Here is a 21612-nt window from a genome sequence, read left to right as displayed (position 1 = left end):
ATTTCCTTTCTTAGAATGATAAAACAATATATTCTTACTTAGATTATAACACAAGTTAGGCAGATGTGAAGTATTTTAATAAATTTATATCAAATTGTATATTTGAGTAGGATTATGTGAATATTTTGGTATAATAATTTGCGAGGTGAAAAGAAATGAAATTAGGAATAATTGGATCAGGTGCTGTAGGTTTTGCAGTTGGCTACACTGCTGCAAGGCTGGGACTAGTATCTGATATTAAATTTAATGACAAGAAAGAAGGCCTAGCCAAGGCCCAAGCGATGGATATAGAGGATGCTTCAAGCTTTTATCCTCATTATGTAAAGATGAGCTCAGGTTCCTACAGGGATATGGCCGACAGGGATATAATCGTTCTTGCTACAGGGACCCTTGATGGAATCAAAGATAGGCTTGAAGAATATGTAATGTATAAAGACCAAGTCGAATCCTATGTCAAGGAAGTAGTCGATGCGGGATTTGATGGGATATTTATAGTCGTATCCAACCCATGCGATTTGATGGCAGATCTAGTTTATAGGGTAAGCGGCTTTGAGAAGGAAAGAGTAATCGGTTCTGGCACAGCCCTTGATACAACAAGACTTAACACAACCCTTGCCAAGCTTTTAGATATTGATCCAAAAGATGTGAGGGGTGTAACTCTTGGCGAGCATGGCGAAAGCCAGTTTGTGGCTTGGTCCAGGGTAGCTATAGGCAATATGAGTCTTGATGAGTATCTCAAAGCAAATCCTTGCGAATTTTCAAGAGATGAGGTCGAAAACCTAGTCCGTGAGAGGGCCTGGAGGGTAATAGACGGCAAGGGCCACACCCAATGCGGCATAGGCTCTACAGTTTGCTCGATAATAGATGCCATAGTCAATGACAAAAAGTCCACAATCCTAGTAGCAAGCCTCCTAGAAGGCCAATATGGTATAGATGATATCTACCTATCTACTCCATGTGTTATAGGAAGAAAGGGAGTTGAAAAAGTCCTCGAGGTAGAATTAAATGATGAAGAAATAAAAAGAATAAAACACTCTGAAGAAGTCCTAAAGGCAAATAGGGCAAAGTATGAATAGACACAAGACCAGCGTAATGCTGGTCTTTCTCTCTTCGCTGCGAGGTGGTCTGCACGGGCCCTCAGCTACTGCACGCTCTCGGCCGCTTGGGCAATTTTAGCTTACCATCAAATCACTTCGTAATTTGGGATAAGTATAGACACGAGCAGGACGGGCTTATTTTTATAGTTTGATTGAATTATGATATAATTAAAATGTTATCGCACCCATTCTGATAGCAGAAGGGAGGTGTTCATATGGAAATTATATTAACATTTCTCTTATCCGTCATGGCAGAAGTGGTTAGCCACCTAATCTGCAAATGGCTGGACGGACGTAAAGGCGATAACTAGCCTAAATTAAAAACCAGGAGTAGCCGCTCCTGGTTTTTCTGTGTCCACATGGACATATATTAACATTTCTTCTTCAGTACTATTGTACCAAGGTTAAAAATAATTTCAATATTAATCTTGCTTCTCGCTTCGCTGCGAGGTGGACTGCACGGCTCCTCAGCTACGGCATGCTCTCGGCCGCTTGGGCAATTTGTTTATGCCGAATAATAGTGCGGTAGCACGGAGATCTTCGTAGAAGCTATTTTCGGACGGGCTTATTTTTATGGTTTGATAAAATTATGATATAATATAATTGTTATCACATCCATTCTGATAACAGAAGGGAGGTGTTCACATGAAGATTATTTTATCCTTCTTAATCTCTGTCATGGCAGACGTGGTTAGTCACCTAATCTGCAAATGGCTAGAAACTAGCCCGTCGGCTCTGGGAGACCCTCCACGGAGTGGTCAAGCGAAGCTTGATAAAGTAAACGTGATAACTAGCCTAAATAAAAAACCAGGAGCTGCAACTCCTGGTTTTTTTGTGTCAGCATGGACACATAATAATATCTTTCTTATTCAATGTTATTATACCAAGGTTAAATATAATTTCAATATTAATCTTGCTTTTCGCTTCGCTGCGAGGTCCTCTGCACGGGCCTACTTAATATTTCCACACTCTTTTAAAATATATAGCATATTTCTTATAAAATCCAAAATAAAAAGCACCCACAGGGAGTGCTTTTTATTTTGGATTTTAATACATTGGCATTTGTGGGCCAGCTGGCATAGCAGGTTCTTCTTTTGGTATGTCTGCTACTGCGGCTTCTGTTGTGAGTATCATTCCTGCTACGCTTACTGCGTTTTGTAGGGCTGATCTGGTTACTTTTGTTGGCTCTACTATTCCTGCTTCAAACATGTTTACGAATTCGTTGTTGTAGGCGTCGTAGCCTTCTTCTTTGCCGCTATTTTTAACTTTTTCTACTATTACTGATCCGTCTAGGCCTGCGTTTGCTACTATTTGTCTTAGTGGGGCTTCTAGGGCTCTTTCTATGATTAGGGCTCCTGTTTTTTCATCGCCTATTAGGCTTTCTCTTAGGGCTTCTACCTTATCGATTGCTCCTACTAGGACTACTCCACCGCCTGCTACGATTCCTTCTTCTACTGCTGCTCTTGTTGCTGATAGGGCATCTTCGATTCTGTATTTCTTTTCTTGCATTTCTGTTTCTGTAGCTGCTCCGACATTGATTACTGCTACTCCGCCTGCAAGTTTGGCTAGTCTTTCGGCTAGTTTTTCTTTTTCGTATTGGCTTTCTTCGCTTGCTTGTTGAGTTTTGATTACTTCTACTCTTTCAGCTAATTTTTCTTTATCGCCCTTGCCTTCTACTATGGTTGTGTTATCTTTGTCTACTTTTACTTTCTTTGCTGAACCTAGCATGTCGATTGTTGCTTCTTTTAGGTCCATGCCTAGCTCTTCGCTGATTACTGTTGAGCCTGTTAGGATTGCTAGATCTTCTAGCATGGCTTTTCTTCTGTCACCATAGCCTGGAGCTTTGACTGCTACTACGTTGAATGTTCCTCTTAGTTTGTTTAGGATTAATGTTGTGAGGGCTTCTCCGTCTACATCATCTGCGATGATTAGTAGTGGTCTTGATTCTTGGACGATTTGTTCAAGGAGTGGTAGGACTTCTTGGATGTTTGAGATTTTCTTATCTGTTAGAAGGATGTATGGGTCATCTAGCTCTGCTATCATTTTTTCGTTGTCTGTGGCCATGTATGGTGATAGGTAGCCCTTGTCAAATTGCATTCCTTCTACTACATCTAGGTAGGTGTCTGTTGTTTTTGATTCTTCTACTGTGATTACTCCATCGTTGCCTACTTTTTCCATGGCATCTGCTATTAGCTTGCCGATGTTTTCATCTTGTGATGAGATTGTGCCGACATTTTCTATAGCTTGTTTGTCTTCTACTTCTTTAGAGTTTTCTTTGATATAGTCTACTACTATGTCGGTTGCTTTTTTAAGACCTTTATTTAAAACTACTGGATTTGCTCCTGCTGCTAGGTTTTTAAGGCCTTCTTTGATGATTGCGTGGGCTAGGACTGTGGCTGTTGTTGTACCATCACCTGCTACATCGTTTGTCTTGGTTGCTACTTCTTTTACAAGTTGAGCTCCCATGTTTTCAAATCTATCTTCTAATTCTATATCATTTGCTATTGTCACACCATCATTTGTGATTGTTGGTGCACCATAAGCCTTGTCTAATACTACGTTTCTGCCCTTTGGTCCAAGAGTTACTCTTACTGCATTTGCAAGTTTATCGATTCCTCTTTCAAGACCATCTCTTGCGTCTTTTCCAAATTTAATATCTTTTGCCATCTATATCTCTCCTTCTTAAGCTTCTACTACTGCTAAAATGTCGTTATATTTGACAACTATATATTCGCTATCTTCTAGCTTTACATCTGTTCCTGCGTATTGAGAATAAATAACCTTATCCCCTACCTTTAGGGAATCTTTTTTCTTCTCGTCGTTTTCTATATCTGCGCTTATAGCTACTACTTCAGCATATTGTGGTTTTTCTTGAGCACTTTCTGGAAGCACGATTCCACTAGCTGTAGTTTTTTCAGCTTCAGCTTTTTTAATAACAATTCTATCTCCGATTGGTTTTAAGTTCATGTCTGATCCTTTCTTTTGCTTATCGCAAATGATTAATGATAAATGATAGGTGTTAGCACTCATTAACTTCGACTGCTAACTCATAATAGTAATATACTAAGAAGATTATTTTTTGCAAGCTTAAATGGTATTTTTTATTGTGGCTGTCAAAAACCTTATAGAAGAATTTTGCTCTCTCAAGATTCTCACCATCTCTTCAAACATCAATGATTGGGCTAGATTTTTGCTGGATATTAGGGCCTTTTCGCTGGCGAGTGTTGAGATTTTCTCTCCTGTTATTAGGACTATTTCGCTATTTTCTATTCTTTCGACATATTTCACATTTACAAAGGCTCTTGTTTCCTTGTCGTAATCGCTTTTTCTGTATTTGAAAGGGAAAAATACACCATTTGAGTCGATTACATAAGGCAGGTTGCGGTGGATTTGGTAGTTTGCCTTTATATGCTTGTCAATTCTTTGCTTATCCTTGCCATGATTGTAGTAGAGATTTTTAAGAAATAGGGCAGGGCCCCTTTGGTCAAGATAGGCACCGTCTTCACAATAGATTCTAGAATAAATCCCCTTGCCCTTCACATATTCTGGAAGGATGGCAATTATTAGTTCGTTCATGAAACCTCCTTTCAAACACTAGACAATGAGTGTACTATAATTGTACAATAAAAGTTAGATAAATACAATGGACATTCGCAAGGATAATTCATCTTTATACTTTGCCAATCTTTAAGGTATAATATAATAAAAATACATACAAAGGAGAGAACATGAATTTTTCATTAGTTCCAATAGCAGATACCAAATTTTTAAACTTCATCTACCTAGGCCTAGGTTCAAATGGCAAGGGACTTATCGCCTTATTTAACACCAGAGGCAATACCATGATAAAGGAATCAGTGGCCAAATCCCTAGAAATAGAATTGATTGATAGTGACTATATAGACGAGAAAAAGACCTACAAAAGGGGATTTTTGAGCGAGCTACTCATCGGAGGGCTTAAGCTAAATAGGGTACCAGTCCTTGTAGCAAAGGATGAAGTCTTTGACCTTGGAAGAGATCAATTGGGCAATACCAATGACTGCGACATGGTCATAGGTTGGAATGTCATAAGCCAATTTGCCTGGAGAGGAAATCTTGCCGAGGGCAAATTTGAAGTACAAACATCAGACTTTTTAGAGCCAAACGCTATAAAAACAAACCAACCAATCCTAAATATAAGCCTAAATGACAAGATTATAAAGGCAGCCATAGATACATCTAGACCTCTAACCATTGTCTCAAAGCCAATAGGAGCTGATATAATAGATGCAGATGCAGATCTTTCCCAAACGATGAAGCTTATGGGAGATGCCATAGAAGATGTAAAATTCCTCAATAGGTTCACCTTCAAATTAGACAATAAAGAAGTAAGGATTAGATCAGTTGCCATAGATGAGAGCCTAAATGACAAAGACATCCAAGTAGTCTTTGGAGCAGACCTCTTAAGACAGACCAAATGGTCAATCTATGGTCCACAAGCATTCATCAAATTAGAAAATTATTAAAATCTTTAAAAACTTATTCATATTTAATACAAAAATCACCAAGGCTGGGCGAAAAATTCTTCTCCCAGCCTTAAAATATTTCTAAATCTTCTCTCACAATCCATAATTTAAAATATCACAATATCTTACATTTTTAGAAATCTATAGAAATTTTATACATATTAACATTCCAAAAAATAAAATTAAATAAACTAATAATTAATTTAAAATTTTCCCAAGAAAATCCCAATATATATAAAATTATTCTGATATTTTTAAGAAATTTATATATATTTCGCTCAAAAATATATTTAAAACCAATTTTCCTTAGCATGCAAAAGCGTCAACCATGGCATTTTTATCTGTTGTCAAAAATCAAAAAGTATTATATGATAGATATATAGAAACTAGGCCAATGCGTCCAAAATTAATTATAAAAATATTTCTAAAAAATCACTTATCAATAAAAGGACTAGATATGATAATAATTATCCATAAAAAGAAATACCACAGAAGACAGAGAGCAAATTTAGACGAAGAAAGGAGGTCTATATGAAAGCAAGATTAAGCCTATTGACAAGAAAGGTCTTTGCCCTAATTATTGCAACGTCCATGTCCATTCCGACAAACGTATTCGCAAGCGAGCCTGAGCCACAAAATTATGATGAGGACACATCAATAATGGGCCTTGCTCAAAATGAGACCACAGAGGACGTCAAAGCAGCAGAAATAGATTCAACAAAGCTTGTAGAAAGCAAAGACTACCTTATAGATATGAAGGCTACACTCGATGAATCCCTCACAAAGATTGACTATGAAATAAGGCTAAAGAGAAAGAATCCTCTTGCAGAAGGAGAAGATAAGGACTTAAGCCTATCTCTAGTAGCCATGCCAAATATCAACTCCCTAAGGTTAGTTTCTGCAAGCGCCATAGATGCTAATAAGGAAAACGACCTAGCAGTAGAAACATCTGATGATGAACTTAATAGCCTTATACTAAAAAATAAGGCCCATGATGAAATAATCTATAAGATAAGTGCAGACATCAGAGAAGCAAAAGATGGCAGAAACTTCGATCTAGCCCTAGGACTAGCAGAGGATAATGATGAGGTCTTAACCTACAAGCTAATAGCCAAAGAAGAAGACCTAGATGATGGTGAAAATACCATCAAGACAATCAAGCTAGAACAAAGTGATGCTAACAATCTCACAGCTACATACAAAGAAGAAGGAATTTTAGGAGGCATATTTGTAAAATATGACCAAATAGAATGGACAGACTACCTAGCCAATGAAAAAGAAGAAGTAAGAACAGTAGACTATGTGCTAAAACCTGATGCAAATCAAATCACAGACGAAACAAAAATCAGACTAGACTACTACAAGATGAGCCCAGAAGGTTTTGTAATCAATAAGGAATTTAGCCAAGAAATCGATTTTGCAGAAAAAATAAATTTCGAAATTCCAAAAGCCTACCTAGCTAAGCTAAGCCTAAGTACAAAGGTAGATAAGAAAAACACCCATATCGCATCCTACCAGCTAAATAATAGGGAAATCAAAAACCCTATATATATAGAAGGAAGCGAAGAAGAAAATAAAGAGGGAGAAGAAGACCCAGCGCCGGCTCCTATAGAAAACCAAACTCCTGCCGCTGACAAAACTCCATCAGAAGAAAATGATAAACCAGCTAGCCAAGCTGAAAAGGAAGATGAAAAAGACCCTAGCGAGGAAGAGGAAGATCCAGCCGACAAATTATCAGCCCTCCTCCTAAATAGGGATAGCCTAGAAGCCAGACTTAAAAACGAGTCTAGACTCACAGAGGCCATGGCAAAAACTGTAGATGAAATCACATCCAGACTCTATGCCTACGACAAGGACCAAATCTATTGGGAAGACCTACTAAACTACACCAAGGCCATAGCCCAAAGAGACAAGCTCAATGAAGCTGACCTTAGAGAAATCATAGGAGATTTAATCACTGGTCTAAAGAAGGAAACCTACAAGGTAGCTAATATAAATATCGATGAAATAATCAAATTTGTCTACCCACAAGAAAAGGAAAATCCTGAAAACCAAGAAAACAAGCCAGAAGAACCAACAAATCTCGAAAAGGCCGACAAGGAATTAAAAGAAGCCCTAGCCGATAAGACTAAGGGCATCGAAGAAATCCAAGCCCTCCTAGATTCTTTTGAAAAAAAATACAAGCTTACAAGAGAAGACCAAGAAAAGCTAATGACAGCCAATAATGATGCCATTAATGCTCTTGTAGAAAAGGACAGGGAAGAAAATACAAGATTTAACAATCTTAGACAATTGCCACAAGGAAATTCAGACTCTTTTGAGGGTAAGAAGTTCAAGCTCAAGACAACTATGCAAGTTAAGGCATCTAAAGCCTGGCCAATCCCATCTAGTTGGTACTTTGATGTAAACTTAGGCCCATACCTAAGAGAAGATTGGGGTCAACAGCTTAAGGACCTCAACCATCCTAAACTTGGTCTAGTAGCAACTGCCCAAATGTTAAGGATTGGTAATAATAATGTTATTAGATACACCTACGTAAGAAAGGTTACAGAAACTATAGACCTAAATATAGACCAAAACTTAGAATTTGATGCAAAAGCAATTGGTAACCAAAACCCAATTACTCTTAACATCAAAGTAGCTCCAAAAAATAACCCGGTTCAAAACTTGTATCCAATAACAGTCTATAAAGATACACCGAGCCCAGTCACTAGCGAATATGTTGTAAAAGATGAGGGAGAAACAAAATCAGGTACTTATCCTTACCAACTAGACTGGAGGACAACCTCTCAAAAACTTAAAGACAATAAGGGAAAGGTAATAGACAAGTTAGTTGATTTGGATAAGTCCAGACTAACAGGAGCCTATGTAGAATGGGATATAGAAGTCGATACAGATAAGCTTGTTGACCCTAAAAACCCACTTGACTTTAATAATCTAAACCTAACAGTGTTTGGATCAGCTAACCAAGGCCTTACCAATATCTACTACAAGGCATCTAAAAATAAAGATGACCTAGAGACAACAGATGGTTATATTTCTTCAACAAACCTTGGAGAGCTTTTAAGCCAAAATTCTCAAATAAGTAAAGCTGATCTTGGACAGAAATTAGTTGATAATAAACCAGAAGGAAATAAGTTATACATCAAGGTCAAAGCAACAATTGACCCTGACCAAGTTCACGAAACCTACTCAATTGGCTTTAGACTAAACCCTGATAAGAACTATATTGATGGTTTGTTACAAGACATACTTAATAAATACAACTCTATCCCTACTCCACTCAAATGGCTAAAGGGAGTGAAAGAGGCTAGAAGATTTGCAGAAGTACCATTCAACCTAGTTGAAACAAATATTCCTGCAACCTTCCTCGGTCTAACAGATAGGTTTACCAACGAGAGATTCTACTACGACAACACTAGAACCATAGTTGCAAATAGAAAATCAGATACTAAGGTAGATTGGTACGCACTAGATTTAATCAGACGTGGCGAAAGCCAAGACCCAGCCTTAGATAATCCTGATTTTGATAGAAATAATGGCAAAGACAAGAAAACAATTAGGGCAAAAAAGGTCTACTACCTACCACTCAAAGACGGTGGCTATAGGAGAACGACCCAAGCAGGAGATGTTGTCTTACAAAATGGTCAGTATTTCCCAGGAACCATAGTTTCTTATGAATATCCTAACCACTCAGGAAAAAGAGACGACACCTACAACTTTAGGCCTAACCTAAAAGACAAAAAGAAATTTAACATCGACGAGTCTTACGATTATGAAGGCGGCCGAGTAAACCTCTTTACAGAAAAAATCTCTGCCCAAGACTTAGCCAAAGGCTACATAGCCTATATAGAAAGTCCATACCCAATCATGCGTATCAATAGAAACTTCGATATGGTATCATGTTTCAACGACCGTGTCAATGCCCCAGTATACACAGGCAACACCAAGATCTTCTTAGATAAGCATGAGGATGTATCAGGTGACTACCTCCTAAATAGACTAAATGAATCCATAGGAAACCAATCTGGCACCTATAGCTTAAAGAATTACCTAGCTGGGAACACTTACGACGGAGTTTCTCTAAACCATAATGGTGATTTAAGCCAGGGCCAAGCTATGGAAGAATTGATGAAAAAGATCTACTTCTATGGTGAGGAAGTCAAGAAGGAATATTCGAAAGACAATAACAACCAAGTGATGCACAGGCTCATCGAATCATCCATGTACCAAAGGGTAATTCACCACTTTACAGATGGTAAGTCCCTAGAAAAGGATTATTTCGATGCCCCATCATCCTACAACGTAGATGAGTGGAAAGTTCCTCACACCTTATCAGGTACCCGTCAAACCTACCCAAAAACTGGTTGGGACGGCTCTTTTGAAGGAAAGGACCCTAATAGAAGAATAAATAATGAGCCAGGAGCTCCTAGAAAATTAAAAGATAATGAAACCCAGATAGGAAACTACCCACCAGTCCAATCCACCCAATACGAAATGGCCCAAAAGCTTTATAAGAAGGTTATTGATTCTTATAGAGAAGGCAATAATTGGAATCCTGACAAGGCAGATTCTGTAAAATTAGTATTCTACTCCCACACCGACGAAGGCAAATACCAAGAGCTAATCGCAGGTCGTGTCATGGCTCCAATCGAGATTGATAAATATAAGAAAGACGGCAAAAAGCTCGCAGATGCCAAATTCAGATTTACCAATATCGATACAGGTGAGAAAAAAGAATGGACATCAACAGATGATAACAAGGCTCACAAACTTTACCTAAGACCAGGTAAGTACAAGGTCCAAGAAGTCAAAGCCCCACAAGGTTTTGAAAAAATCCAAGACTTTGATATCGAAGTAATAAGAAAAGAAATCCATCCAGACAATGGCCCATACGATGCCAAAAAGCTTCCAAGAATCCACGTCAACGATGGCTTTGAAACAGAAGTATCAATAGACCAAAAAACTGTTCCAAAAGATACAGACGGCAAAACACCTCTTGTAGTTCTTGACAAAGACAACAAAATCAAAGTCAAGGTCACAAATATAGAAGATAACCTCGGTAAACTTGAATTTATAAAAAGAAATAAGTTCATCAAACTAGACGGTGCAGAATTTAGACTCAGAAAAATAGAAGCAAGTGATTTAGCTGATGCTAAAAATAAATTCAAAGACCCATCTAAACTTACTTATGACACAAAATACGATAAGACCGAAAAGGGAAATATTGGTGAATTCAAATTCGACCAAATCCCAGCTGGTTTCTATGTATTAGAGGAAACAAAGGTTCCAGAAGGCTACGAAAAAGCCCCACTCTACCTAATCGAAGCTAAAGAAATAACAGATGCTAATGATAAGAAAAAGGTTGAAGTAAGCTTTGTACAAGAATACAAAGAAGTTACAAATGAAAAGGGTGAAAAAGAAGCAAAAATAGCAGATGCAAATCTTGAAACAGAAAAGGCCACCAGAGATAAAAAACTCGTTGACCTTCCTATAATTAGGAATAAGGCCAAAAAGACAGAAATCAAATTTAGAAAAGTAAGAACCGAAAACCTAGACACTGCAAAAGAACACCTAGGCTTAGGCGATGCTAAATTTAGACTCATGTCCCTAAAAATGGTAGATGGTGACTTCTACTTAGAAGAAGCCTACACAGATAATTCCACCAAAACCAAAGCTCCAAGAGCCAAGGTCGATGGCCAACAAGCAGAGGGCGGCGGATATATCACCTTCAAAGACCTAAAAGTCGGAGTCTACCTCTTAGAAGAGCTAGAAGCACCAAAAGGCTACAAAAAAACCGACCTCTATGGTTGGAAGCTTATAGTAAGCTTAGATAAAGATGGCAACTTCACCCACAAGCTTTATGAGGTACCAAAGGCAGAAGCTGGAGAGAACCAAGATAAAATCTTCAACTCCAATAAGCTAACAGAAGTTAAGATATCTAATATAATTAAGGGTTATGAAAAAGTCGAAGCCTACCAAATAGGCAATAAGGCCAGAACCATAGATATAGACTTCAAAAAATACAAGGGAAAAATCGTAGAAAAAGAAGGCAAAACAGAAGTAGAAGCTACAGAAGTCAATGAAAAATTATTTGGCAAAGATGGAAAGCCAGTAAGCTTCAACCTCTACAATTCAGACTTCTACGGGGCAATAATTGGCGAAAAGGATGAAAAAGGAAACTTTAAACCAATCAATAAAGAGCCAATCATCCAAGATGAAAAGGGCCTCTTCCACTTAGGAGGCCTAGAATTTGGTGGCTACTATATCCTAAGAGAAACAAACCCACCAAAAGACTACAACAAGGCTGATGACATCCTCCTAAAGGTAGAGGCAGAGGCCATAGCCAACGAAGGCCATATGAAGGTAATCGTAAGAGACCCTAACACCAACGCCAAAACCGACTTCCACTCAGTATTTAAGGGAGTAGTCGACTTCCTTGAAAAAGAAAAACTAGGAAAGTTCTCAATCAAGAAAGTCGGTAACGCAATAGGATATACAGATAAAAATGGTAACCCAATAAGAGTCGGTCTAAGACGTGCCTACTTCAGGCTCTATACAGCAAATGAAGATTACGAGATAGAGTACAAGGATAAGGACAAAAAGTATCCAAAAGAATACATTCAAAAGGTAACACCAGGAGTACCAATCACAAAAGATGATGGCAAAGGCGGCCAAACTGGAAAGAGCCCAAAAGAAATCGAAGAAGAAGCCCCTAACCAAGGTATAGTAACCTTCGACCAACTAAAACCAGGCCACTACGTCCTAGAAGAATTTAGGGGACCTGCAGGCTACGAAAGAGATCCAAACCCATGGTACATCCTAGTAGAAAGAGATGGAACAGTCAAAAAATACAGGGACAACCCAAGCAAGACCAGAAATCCAAAACAAATGGACTACGCTGCCCAAAGCATAAGATTCAGGATGGCAGGTCTAGATATCTCAGAACCACTACAATTTAATAGACCAATGGCAGCTCCAAGGTCAGGTGGACTGGAGATAGGTGAAGAAATCATTCCAAAATCAGTACAAGCTGGAAATGTAGAATACACTATTGAAAACACTAAAAATGCCCAACTTTATGGTGGTACAGAAGTAACAACAAGTGTTAAAGAATTAGGTGGAGGAGTATTTGAAGTTAAAATAGACCTTAAAAACAAAAGTGAGAGAAACTTTGATACAAAGCCATACTTTGACTTCACTTTCAATGATAATTTTAACTTTAAGGCAAATTCAACCCTATCTTGGTATGGAGATATAAGCAATGCACCAACAACAAGATGGCATACCGCTTATAATCCAGATACGAAGAAGATTGGAATTGAATCAGGTAAACCTGCTATAAGAAAAGGACAAACTTATAGTATAAAATTTGAAGTTCAAGCTAAGTCTGATTTAGTAACAGGTGTTTATGATATTATAGGAAATATAACTTATAAGCACGACTCTAATAAAAAAACCACTACACAAACAATAGACCCACCTAGAATTCGTGTAAAAACAAGCGAACCAGTTATATCTTATAGAGAAGGTTACGAAGATGAAATAATCCCAATGACTACAGAAACTAGAGATGACCCAAACTTAGAAATTGGAGAAACTAGAACTGAACCTGGTCATAATGGTAAAAAGAGAACCTACTATAAATATGAACAGATAAATGGCAATGACACTGGTAAAAAAGAAATAGATACAGAAAAAGGTAACAATGGTGTAGAAATAATCACCAATATGAAACCTGAAATCATCTATAATGGTACTAAACAAGTACCTGGAACACAAGAAGGCCACAAGGTCAACACAAGCAGTACAGGTGGCGGAAGCATTAGTGCAAGCCCACAAAATAACGTCAAACCAGGTACAGAAGTTACAATAACAATCACACCAAATCCTGGCAAGAAGTTAGCTGAACTACTAATTAACGGTGACCCTGCAGAGGTTGATGGATCTACCTGTACCTTCGAGATGCCAGATCGTGATGTAAATGTAGAAGCAAGCTTCATAGATGAAAATACCCCACACCCAACAAGTGAGATGATCTTAAAGGCAAACTTCATTTATTCCAACCAAAAGGACGGAATAGATAATAGTAAGGATGAGCCAAAAGGTTCTCCAGGTACAGTTGAACTTTTCGTCAACAAAAGACAAGGCCTAGTAGACAATTGGGTCAAAGTTCCAAATAGCAAAAGAGATGCTCCTTATAAGGGCACCTTAGAATACAAAGGTCTTGACCTAGATTCTGATTACAAACTAGTCTATACTAGAGATACAGAAATAGCTGGTGGTTGGGGATCTGAGACTGTATCAGAATACCGATTTGATTCTAGAGATGTTAAAGAGAATAATACTGTAATAGTCAATATCTCAAATGGTAACCTAACTGAAATCTTCAACCACGATGAAACAGGTTTTAGAATTCCGCTAAGAATTACCAAGGTCAATGAAAACAAGGCTGCTCTAACAGGTTCACAATTTAAGGCTCGTAAGCTTGTAAATGGTGAGAGAGTTCCAATCTATGAGAAAAAAGAAGATGGTACTTATGTCGATACAGGCAAAACAGGTTTTCCAAAATACTACGATGAGAAATTCGACGGAGTGTCAGAGGCTACTGGTAAGCCAGGAGATAACTACTTCAGAGAGCTAACCCCAGGTATCTACGAGCTTGAAGAAATCAAGACCCCAGATAACACCTATAGGCCTCCAAAAGATAAAAATGGTAATAACATGAAGTGGTACTTCAAGGTAGTAATAAACAAAGAAAAAGTACCAAGAGATGCCAACTACATGGATATCACCTTCGACTTTGAACACACCTTCTCTGCAAATGACGATTTCAACATCGGCATAACAGAAGCTGAAAAGAAAGAACTTATAGGCAAAACTATCAAGGGCTTCAAAAAGGGAGACCCTGACTTTGCAAGATATATAGAAGAGGTAAAAGATGATGGTCGTTCCGATCCAGCAAGGCCAGACGCCTCATACAAGTGGATCCACGATGCTAGAGTTACCAACTACAAAAACAAAACAAAGCTAAACTTCTTCAAAAAGGATAAGGCATCCTACCAAAATATAGGAGGAGCAGAATTCTCCTTAAGAAAAGCTAAGCTTGATAAAGATGGAAAGCTAGTATTTGAAAATAACAAGCCAGCTTATGAGAAAGAAACAACTAAAGGCGCAGATGGAACAGACCTTACACCAGAACAGCTAGACTCAATGAGAGTCCAACCTTATGATGAGAAAGAGAAATTTGCCAAGGCAATTTCAAATGACCAACTAGGTGTAGAATTTACCAACATAGGTGAAGGCACCTACATCCTAGAAGAAATAAAACCAGCCGATGGCTTCAAGCCAACCGACTCCTTCCTTGCTATCACCTTTACAGAAGATGAAAAAGGTTCATGGAAGCAAGAGGTAAAAGGCTACGAGAAAAACGAACAAGGCATTTACCAAGAGATGTCTGATACAAACAAGTTCTTCTCCAAAAACACAAAGGGCGAATTTGTAAGTGTAAACAACGAAAAAGCCTACATCGACCTCAAATTCCAAAAAATTGAAGGCAAAAAGGCCAAAGTAAAAGAGGGCGATAAAATTGTTGAAAAAGAAGTTCCAGTAGAATCTGCCGACTTTAAGCTAACCCAAGTCGATAAGGATGGTAAGAAAATTGAGGGTGGTTATGAAAAGACTATCTACTCATACTCCAACTCCAACTTCGAATTCAGATACCTTCCTATTGGCCGCTACAAGCTCCAAGAAACCAGGGCTATTACAAAATTTGAAAAACCAGACCCATGGTTCTTCAATGTAGACCAAGACTCAACAACTCACAAATTGAAATTGGTGTTTGAAAGCGACCCAGACGGCAAACTTGACGAGTCTATAGGCTTTAAGACAAAGCAAAATGGAGACCCTGATTATGATGACGATGGTAACCTCCAAGACATCAAAATCAGAAACTACTCCAAGACCAACTTCTCCTTCAAGAAATTTTCTAGTGACCTAGATGATAAGGGAAATAAAAAAACACTAAAAGACGCTTACTTTAGACTTACAAAAGTAAGATTCTCAATGGATGATAAAGCCAAAGCCTACGAATACTATGGTGAGGCTAATAACGCAACCCTTAAGAAATACACCAACGGCAAGAAGGTCACAGAATACACTACTGAAGGTAATGTGGAAAAATTCACTTACGATAACAAAGAATATAAGTATGATGAAGAAAAAAATCTTATCAGCGTAGGTGGACAAAATCCAACAGAAGAGGACAAAAAAGTCAAACCAGACGAAATCTCATCTGCCACAGGTAAGTACAGTGCCCTCCGTCGTTCCCAATCTACTGGTAAGGTAGACTTCCAAAACCTCGGCGAAGGTATCTACCAGCTAGAAGAAGTAGGCATTCCAGAAGGCTACCAATCTAACACCAAGCAATTCAAGTGGATATTCAAAGTCGAAAAGACAGATGATGGCCTACAAATAGTGAGAACCTACAAAGATAAAGATGGTAAAGAACTTAATGTCGAAGAAGAATACTTTAAGAAGTACGATAATGACTATTACACCAATTTCTACTCAAAGTATAACTTTAAGACAGAATCCAATATTACAGGTGATGGAAAGGATAAACCTTACGAGATAACCAACACCAAGACCACAACCGACCTTAAGTGGAAGAAGATTGGTGGCAGGAATACATCTAATGTAATAAAGAAGGACACCAAGTTCGTCTTACTAAAAACTTCAAACGATCCAAAGGACCTTGATTCTGCCAAGTCAGGTCAATCAGAATTCCCACCTTTCCAAGTAGAAAGCGAAGATGGTAATTTTGAAATCAAAAACCTAGCCAAGGGTGTCTACTTGTTAAAAGAAACCAAAGCTCCAGATGGCTACGAAATCATGGATAGGCAAATAGGAATAAAAGTCTATGAAGACGAAAAAGGAGCCTTACAAAAAGAATACTTTGAAATAAAACTTAACAAAGAGGGAAATAAGGAATTAGTACAAGGTGCTGGAGATTTCCAAAACTTATTAAATAGGAATGCACAAAATCCAGAAACTCATGTAGAAAAGGATGGCACCTTCTACGTAATCAATAAGTCCAAACCATATTTCTTCTACCTACGTAAAGGCTTTATGGAAGAAGGTAAGTTCAAGGATATCACCAAGGGAAAACTAAGAATAAAAATTTCAAAAGACCCTGCTGATAAAACAAATACTGATACAAAAGTCTACGAACAAGAGATAGACCTATCAGATGCAGGTTCCTACAGGATAGACCTACCAAATGATATTCAACTTGGTAAAGACTATATCCTAGAAGAAGTAGAATCCCCAGATGGATATGCTAAGACCAAGTACAGATATAGGTTAAGCTTTAGTTACCTACAAACCGACCAAAAATTTGTAGCAACCTTAAAGGCAGTTCTAAAAGAAGTTAAAAAGGAAGATGGAAGCAAGGACTGGATTCCACTTACAAATAAGGAAGGCAAAAATATAAGTGATTCTAATCAGCTAATAGCTGGTGGACAATCCATTAACTCAGGCTTCTCATTCAGAATTGTCAACAATAAAACCGAAGTAGTCTTCACAAAAGTAGGAAAAGAAAAGGTCAAAGGAGAGGATGGAAAACTTAAAGATAAAGAAACTCCACTAAAAGACGTTGAGTTCTACCTAGAAAAACAAGACCCAGATGATATCCAAAAGGAAAACCAAGGTTATTATCCATTGACAGCAAATATGGAAATGATAAAACCAAGGAAAAACGATGATGGAACTACAACTTACTATTATATAAGTAAGAAAACTGGAGAAGAAGTAAAAGTTAAAAACTACGACCCAGAAAAAATAACAAATCCACCGGTCGGAATCTACAAGTCTGACGATAAAGGTAAATTCAAAATAACAAACCTAACCGACGGCTACTATAGAGTAATCGAACCAAAACCAGCCAAAGACGAAAATGGCAAAGAGTACATGAAAGTCAATGGCCCAATCAAGACCTTCAAGGTAGTAGATGGTAGGGTAAAGATTTACAAAAAAGGCAAAGAGAGCACCGACAAGCCTATAGAAGCAGAAGTAGATGGTACAAGTGAGGCAACCGTAACCCATATCATCAACCAAAAACCAGGCAAGGGTGAATTTACCCTAACCAAGGAAGACGAAAATGGTGGAGCCTTAGATGGCGTTGAGTTCACTCTCTATAAGACAGACGGCGAAACCAAAGTTGGAGAACAAAAAACAGGCTCTGACGGTACAATCAAATTCACCGGCCTACCTTATGGCTACTATTGGCTCAAGGAAACAAAAACCAAAGCAGGTTTCATCCTAGACACCAAGAAGAGACTAATAAGCCTAGGTGGAGATAAAGAATGGAAGGCTCCAGAAGAGCTAAAAGAAGATGTTTCAAAATCAATCACCTTTGATGGCAAACAAGATGAGCTTGTATCAACAGCAGACTCAAAGAGAAAAGATGTTGTATATCCAAACAAGGCTGAAGGCATCTTTGCCAAATACAAATTCAAGATTGATGAAAAAGCAGACATAAAGCCGGGAGATTTCTTCACAATCAAATTCTCCGACAATGTAGACCTAGATGGTATCAATAAAGATAATACTGACAAGGGTCAAAAGGGTGACGAATACTTCAACATCATAGGACCTGCAGGACTTCTTGCCAAGGCCAAGGTAAATGATGACAGAAGGTCAATCACCTACACCTTTACAGAATATGTAAAAGACTACAAGCCAGAGTCCATGTCTATGTTCCTACAACTCTTCCCTAACAGAAGAAAAGTAGACCACAAGCACGACATAGAAGTCACAGCAGATATAGGACATAATACTAATCCAACAAATCCTAACTATTCTAACTATCATTACTCAGACTCTATAACCATAGACTACAGAGGAAGAAATGATAAGATTGGATATAATGGTTACCAAAACCCAGATTCAGATATATCATCCTACATGTTAAGGTTAAACCCAGATGGTAAGACCTTCACAGCGATTTTATATCTAAACCCATGGAATAGAGAGATGTTAGGCAAAACCCTATCATTTACAACAGATGAAGATATCCTAGTAAATGATAATCTATCAGTCAAAACCTATATCAAGAATGGAGCAGGTAGTCATCCAAGCAGTGGAAATATTGATGGATGGGAAGATGGAGACCTACCAGATTCATATGATATATATGAAGAAGATGAAAATGGTAAGCTCAAAGTACGCTCTGACTTAAGTCTAATTACAGATAAGGGTGATGAATACAATTGGTATCCAACTAAAACTTGGACAGAATCATTAGAAGTTAATCCTTATTACGGTTATGATTATTCTCAATATGATTACAATTATGGTAGATATAGGTATTACAAATATGTCACCAAGGACAACAGAGATGATAAAATCACCAGAAAAATAGATATCCCAACTAGATACCTAAACAGAAAAGGTGATTCAAAAACTGCAACCTATGTAATAGAAATTAAGGGTGAGTTAAACAAAAATGCCAAGTCACTAAAAACTAGGGCAGATGAAACTCACTACAACTACAGGACACAAAACCGTACAACCTACAAAGATTCCTACAAATCCTACTTTGAAACCTGGTCACAATTCTTCAACCCAGGAGCAAGTGGAAATGTCAGCAAGGAAATCAAACTTGTAAACTTCAAAAACAAAATAGAATTTGCAAAAGTAGATGGTGGTGTCCTATCAAATGTAGTAGATAAGACTGAGGAAAATTCTCAAAAACTAAAGGATTTGGGCATAGGTCTACCATTAAAGGGAGCAGAATTTAAACTTGTAAAAGATGGAACTGATGTAGACAAATCAACAAGAACATCAGACGACAATGGAATCTTCTCATGGGAAGGCCTAGTACCTGGAACCTACCAAGTCATAGAAACAAAATCACCTGATGATACAAAATATGACTTGCCAAAAGATGCAATTTCAACCTTTGAAGTAGATGCGGATGGAAATATTGTAGAAATCAAAAACAATAAACAAATCCTAGAAAACTACAGAAAAGCTGAAATAAAAATAAGAAAAACTGACCAAGATGGCAATACCCTAGATGGTGCAGAATTCTTACTAACTGCAACAGGCAAACAAAAGTACACTGCAAATATAGGAACAAAACAAGCAGATAATACAATCCTATTTGATAAGCTACCAGCAGGTACCTACACCCTAACAGAAGAAAAAGCCCCACAAGGCTACACCAAATCTAAAACAGTTTGGAATCTAGAAGTCACAAAAGATGGTAAAGTCAAATGGACAAACTCTTTCGATGATACAAATGATATGAAGAAAGTTTCTGTAAATACCTATTCTGGAGATGCTGATAAAGAAAATCTAAAATCAGAAATCCTAGGTATAGACACAGACTCAAAGACCTTCAGACAAAAAATTACCATCAAGGCAAGATCAAGCGAGCTTGAAAAAGCAAGGCTAATCTTAGACTCAGTAAACACTGACCTAAAATTAAGCCAAACAAATACCAAGGTAAGATTGGTACAAGCAAGTGGTGATACTATAAAAGATGCTGATAACACATCTTACACAGTCGAGTTCAATGATGGCAATAGCCTAGATCTAAGAATAGCCCCTCCATACAGAGAGGAAAAGAAAAACAATCCAGTAGGATCAAGCTCTGGAAATACTAGCGAAGAAAACAAAAATGATGCAGACGCAGTAAGAGAATATATCTTCATAGTAGACATGCCATACAAAGACAATGCAAGAATTGGTGCCAAGGCAACCTATGATGTTGGACAAGTCGACAAAACAACAGGTAAAGTCACATTTGGTACAGAAGATATCAAGACAGAACTAGATAAATACGTAGAAAAATCATCTACACTTACACCAAGTGCAGAAACTGTAAATATGAAAACCTACGCAGGTAAATATCTAGCCCGTGACATCAACCTACTAACAACCGACATAGGTAACATCAAAAAACCATCAATCTACTTCCAAAAGATAGACGAAACAAGTAAGGATGCCCTACAAGGAGCTGAATTCGAACTTCAAAAGAAACAAGCTGACGATAAATATATGCCAATCAAGAAAGATGGAACAGTATATACTGGAGTTGGAACAGTACCAGCAGACAAATGGACAGCCAGATCTGGCACAGATGGTAAATTCCAATTTGAGAACATCCCAGATGGCGAATACCGAATCTACGAAACCAAAGCCCCATCAGGCTATTCACTAATGAAAAAAGACCAATACTACTTCAAGGTAGAAAACGGTAAGATTTATAAGTCTGATAAAGATGGAAAAGTTTATGATAAGGAAATTGTAGGTAAAGACGACACAAAACCTAACTCAGAAACAAATCCAATCCAAATAACCAATAAAAAGGCCGAATACCCATACACAGGAGGCCCAGGAACCTGGATAGGATTCACCCTAGCAGGACTAGCAGTAATGCTAGGAGGAGTACTTATCTATTTCAAAAGGAAAGAAGCAATAGAAGCCTAAGGGAAAATGAAGGAAGCTTCAATGAAGCTTCCAACACCTTCCCTTGCTTCGACCAACGTGGAGAAGCCTAAAAGTATTGCTTGAAGTCAAAACAAACCAAGAGCGACAATCCAAAAATATTCAAAACTGGATAAGAAAGCTAAAGCAAATACTCGCTCAAAGCAAACCAAACACCAAAGCAGGACTAATAGATCTCTCGACTCCGCTCGAGATAAGGAGCCCGCCCCTCCGGCGCATAGAGGAGCCCCACAGAGTGGTCGAGCGCAGCTCGAAAGGAAGCTCGAGAGCTTCCCGCCACTCTCCCCATTTCGAGCATTGCGAGAAATCTCATGGTTCACTATATAAAGGGTTCTGTAACTACATCGGCATTAGCTAAATACAACACCTACCCTTGCATCGACCAACGTGGAGATGCCTAAAGGGGTAGTAGGAAGTCAAACAAAAAACTAAGAGCAACAATCCATAAATATTCAAAAATGGAAAGGCACGCCTGCCCGGCGCATAGAGGGTCC

The 21612-nt window shown here is 38.1% G+C and carries 6 protein-coding genes; 3 read left to right on the top strand and 3 right to left on the bottom strand.

The window, feature by feature from the left end; genetic code table 11:
* Positions 1–155: 155 nt before the first annotated feature.
* A complete protein-coding gene (locus NH288_RS02340) occupies positions 156–1076 on the top strand; it encodes a lactate/malate family dehydrogenase (protein WP_265212802.1) in 921 nt (306 codons plus the stop codon).
* A 1068-nt stretch (positions 1077–2144) separates the two neighbouring features.
* On the opposite strand, the gene groL is transcribed toward NH288_RS02340, so the two are convergent.
* The 3 genes from groL to NH288_RS02325 all read right to left on the bottom strand — a co-directional run bounded on the left by groL (position 2145) and on the right by NH288_RS02325 (position 4673).
* Positions 2145–3764 carry a chaperonin GroEL gene (gene groL, locus NH288_RS02335; RefSeq protein ID WP_265212800.1) on the bottom strand — a complete coding sequence of 540 codons (1620 nt, stop codon included), beginning with the start codon at positions 3762–3764 and terminating at the stop codon, positions 2145–2147.
* A 15-nt stretch (positions 3765–3779) separates the two neighbouring features.
* Positions 3780–4064, bottom strand: coding sequence for a co-chaperone GroES (gene groES, locus NH288_RS02330; protein WP_106461435.1), 285 nt, complete (start codon positions 4062–4064; stop codon positions 3780–3782).
* Positions 4065–4184: 120 nt separating this feature from the next.
* Positions 4185–4673: a hypothetical protein gene (locus NH288_RS02325; protein WP_265212797.1), complete on the bottom strand. Its 489-nt coding sequence runs from the start codon at positions 4671–4673 to the stop codon at positions 4185–4187.
* 152 nt (positions 4674–4825) lie between these two features.
* Here NH288_RS02325 and NH288_RS02320 point away from each other — a divergent pair, with 152 nt between their 5' ends.
* Positions 4826–5602, top strand: a complete 777-nt coding sequence (locus NH288_RS02320) for a retropepsin-like domain-containing protein (RefSeq protein WP_265212795.1) — start codon at positions 4826–4828, stop codon at positions 5600–5602.
* 531 nt (positions 5603–6133) lie between these two features.
* Entirely contained in the window at positions 6134–21100 is a 14967-nt protein-coding gene (locus NH288_RS02315) for a SpaA isopeptide-forming pilin-related protein (protein WP_265212793.1), read from the top strand.
* Positions 21101–21612: the final 512 nt, after the last annotated feature.

This window comes from Anaerococcus sp. NML200537, from assembly GCF_026131715.1.
In the GTDB taxonomy this organism is placed as follows: Bacteria; Bacillota; Clostridia; order Tissierellales; family Peptoniphilaceae; genus Anaerococcus; species Anaerococcus kampingae.
The sequence above is the reverse complement of the archived record's forward strand: the minus strand, read 5'-3'. Positions and strand labels throughout refer to the sequence as shown.

Bases quoted from the DNA above. Each gene is read 5' to 3' on its own strand.
- NH288_RS02340 (WP_265212802.1), top strand. From the start codon at position 156: ATGAAATTAGGAATAATTGGATCAGGTGCTGTAGGTTTTGCAGTTGGC.
- groL (WP_265212800.1), bottom strand. From the start codon at position 3,764: ATGGCAAAAGATATTAAATTTGGAAAAGACGCAAGAGATGGTCTTGAA.
- groES (WP_106461435.1), bottom strand. From the start codon at position 4,064: ATGAACTTAAAACCAATCGGAGATAGAATTGTTATTAAAAAAGCTGAA.
- NH288_RS02325 (WP_265212797.1), bottom strand. From the start codon at position 4,673: ATGAACGAACTAATAATTGCCATCCTTCCAGAATATGTGAAGGGCAAG.
- NH288_RS02320 (WP_265212795.1), top strand. From the start codon at position 4,826: ATGAATTTTTCATTAGTTCCAATAGCAGATACCAAATTTTTAAACTTC.
- NH288_RS02315 (WP_265212793.1), top strand. From the start codon at position 6,134: ATGAAAGCAAGATTAAGCCTATTGACAAGAAAGGTCTTTGCCCTAATT.